Annotated in this window: 2 protein-coding genes and 1 pseudogene; 1 reads left to right on the plus strand and 2 read right to left on the minus strand. The window is 35.2% G+C overall.

Annotated elements, in window-relative coordinates:
* Positions 1-178: 178 nt before the first annotated feature.
* A pseudogene (gene purH / locus HET73_RS06715) lies at positions 179-1231 on the minus strand (bifunctional phosphoribosylaminoimidazolecarboxamide formyltransferase/IMP cyclohydrolase); the annotation flags it as partial.
* 474 nt (positions 1232-1705) lie between these two features.
* Here purH and HET73_RS06720 point away from each other — a divergent pair.
* The gene (locus HET73_RS06720) at positions 1706-1975 is read left to right on the plus strand and encodes a hypothetical protein (protein WP_174134242.1); all 270 of its coding nucleotides are present in this window, start codon (positions 1706-1708) and stop codon (positions 1973-1975) included.
* Between the two features lie 14 nt (positions 1976-1989).
* Here HET73_RS06720 and HET73_RS06725 read toward each other — a convergent pair whose 3' ends face one another.
* A complete protein-coding gene (locus HET73_RS06725) occupies positions 1990-2904 on the minus strand; it encodes an Rpn family recombination-promoting nuclease/putative transposase (RefSeq protein ID WP_174134243.1) in 915 nt (304 codons plus the stop codon).
* Between the last annotated feature and the right edge of the window lie 239 nt (positions 2905-3143).

Consider the following 3143-nt stretch of genomic DNA (forward strand, 5'->3'; position numbering starts at 1 on the left):
CTTTCTTTTATTATTTTATAACTTACTTTTTTAAAGTGTCAGATCAAGTCTAAACTATTACACATTAGTAGAATTAAACAAGTTTCTGATATTAGTTTTCAATTCTTCTGTCAGTTAATTCTTGTCTGTCAGATTAATTCTTGTCTTTTACAGTGTAGCTAGCTACAAGGTATAAAGCCTAATGAAGAAAGCTACGAACGCCAGTGAAAAACATAGCAATTTTATTCTCATTTGCAGCTGCTATCACATCTTGATCTTTTAGCGAGCCACCAGGCTGAATTATAGCTGTGATTTCATGTTTTGCACTTTCTACTATGCTATCTGAAAATGGGAAAAATGCATCTGAAGCAAGCACAGCACCTTTACACCTCTCTCCTGCCTTTTTCACTGCGATGTTCACACTGTCTATTCTGCTTGTTTGTCCTGCACCGATGCCAATAGCACACCCATCTTTTGCTATAACTATTGCGTTGGATTTTACGTGCTTGCATACTTTCCAGGCAAAAATAAGATCTTTCTTTTCTTTTTCCGTTGCGGTGTGCTCTGTTGCTTGGCTCATTTCTTCTGTTTTTATTGTGTGGTTATTATTTTCTTGCACTAAAAACCCACCGACAACGTTTTTGATTTGATATTTTGCATTTTGCTGAAGAGGTCTATGAATAATCACTCTTAGATTTTTCTTTTTTTGTAAAATTTTTAATGCTTCATTGTTTACTGATGGTGTTATCACTACTTCTAAAAATATCTCGCTTAATTTCTCCGCTAGCTTTAAATCTACCTCCCGATTTAAAGCTACTATACCGCCAAAACTACTCGCTTCATCACACGATAGGGCCTTTTCATATGCCTCCAAAGCGCTATTACCAATAGCAGTACCACATGGGTTATTGTGCTTGATTATCGCTGCTGTAGGTTCTTGAAACTCAGAAACTATGTTAAGCGCGGATTCTATATCTACTATATTATTATAACTCAACTCTTTTCCATGTATTTTTTCCAACGGGTATTTTGTAAATTGATTACTATAAAATGCAGCTTTTTGATGGGGATTTTCACCATACCTTAGCTCTTGTGCTTTGCGTCCATATAGAGCAAAAAACTCTGGTAACTCATTGCTTTGGGATGAAAACCAACTGTAAATATTGGAATCGTAATATGCAGTAAGAGCAAACGCTTTAGTTGCTAGATGTTTTCTATATTCTAGTGTTGTTTTATTATTATTTTTGATAACAATACAATGGAAAAAACCATCTAAGAATTTTACAAGGGCCCCTTGAATTTGAAACAAGAGTAGTTGTGGTAAAACGCAGGTACACCAAATAAAAAAAACGCAACTTCAGATAACGTTCTAAAAAGCCACTCTGGAATTTCATAAAAGACTATGAAGAAGTTGGCAGTTCTTTCACTTAACTAATATATACTATGAGTAATAACATAGTATATATATATACATTTTTGCCATCTTGCCAACTTACCCAAGTCAGCCATAGAAGAGGACTTTAGCCATGCCGTTAAGTTGGCAACTTTCTGCCATCTTGCCAACTTGCTATTTTCTTAAACTATTGATTTTCTTGTATTTTTATCAGTTTTAAGTTGGCAAGATGGCAAATTCTTGAGTCTGCCAACTTACCATCTTGCCCTATTATTTTGCCATCTTCTTTTATAGGATTATGTATAACCCAAATATCCGGATTTTCAACTGATAGTGGCGCTTCATAGCTTTAATAAAAATCAGCAAGGTTCTCATAGTTCAAAACATGCACCTTTAACGCAAGTTACAACGCAACTTGATATACCAGGGGCACTACTTGCAATTAATATATTGGCTATGAAGAAGACAGGTCAAAAATTGAATAAACCTCATCTACCTAAAAAAGTTCAAAAGGGAATGCTACATGCTGAAAGAGTCAGAGCTGAGGCTTTAGGAAGAAAAGTTGGAGGAAGAATTGAAGGTAATTTGTGGTTTAGCAAATAAGTAGAAAAGAGATGTTATTCTTGTAATTCCTTAATTTCATCTACCGAGAGGCCAGTAATTTCAGCGATAACATTTATAGAGACACCGGCCTTGAGTGAGTTTTTAGCCACAGCAACTTTAGCCTGTTTTTCGCCCTTCTCTTCACCGATTTGGATGCCGCGTTCTTCGCCGATAAGGATGCCTTCTTCCCTACCTTTAGCAGAAGCATCATCAAGACGTTGTTCCCAAATAGCAGCTTCTTTCTGTACACTCAATACTCTTTCTTCATATGCTGCTAGGTCCTCTTCTTCCCAACTAAACTTGTCTAACTCATCATATGCTAGCTTTATTATCGGAGATTTTTCTGCTATTTTTCTTAAATCTTCATCAGTTGTTTCTTCTGCATACTTGAAAAAAAAGCTCCATCTCTCTACTGTAGTCTCCAATTGATCCACTCTGTTTTTTGTAAATTTCGGCAACTCAATGAAGACAAATTGAAAATCTTTTAAATAATGTCCATTGGTTTTTATATCCCTTATATTATGAGTTGAAATATACTCAACCTCCGTAGGAAATAGCGTACTATTGGAAATAGCAATAAAGAATACTTTCTTAAAATCAATGTAATTGCCAGATTGTCTTGAGTAGGCTTTAGCAGCATAAAGTTGAGCGCGTTTTTCAAAGCCCTTGTCCCTAGCGAGCTGCATCTCCACAATATGTCTATTTCCGTATGAGTCCTTACATAAAACGTCAACGATACTTTGTTTATCAGAAGCAATTTCAGGATCCATAATGGTGCTGAGAAACTTAACGTCTTGGATTGTGTTAACACCAGTAAAGCCTAGGATGTCATTCAAAAAGTGGATAAGGATGTTCTTATTTTTTTCAGTGCCGAACACTCGTTTAAATGGTAGATCATATTTAGGATCAAGAAACTTCGAAAGAGCCATAAGAAATTAACTCATAAGACGTTAATAATTATACACAATTCTGAAGAAATATTCAAGTTTTTTATTTAAGTGCTTTAAGCTTCAAGAAAAAATATCTTTCACAGAAGAGCTTAGAATAGCATTTCATACTTTATATGTCCTTTTGGTCATCTTTTCACAACCATCCCTGTAAACCACCTTAAAAGCCCAGGAAATGAATCTACAAATTTAGCAGCTAAAAAACACCTATTTTTGGTGTG

Source organism: Wolbachia endosymbiont of Atemnus politus (assembly GCF_013309895.1).

Coding starts and splice junctions, on each gene's coding strand:
- HET73_RS06725 (WP_174134243.1), bottom strand. CDS start 2,904: ATGGCTCTTTCGAAGTTTCTTGATCCTAAATATGATCTACCATTTAAA.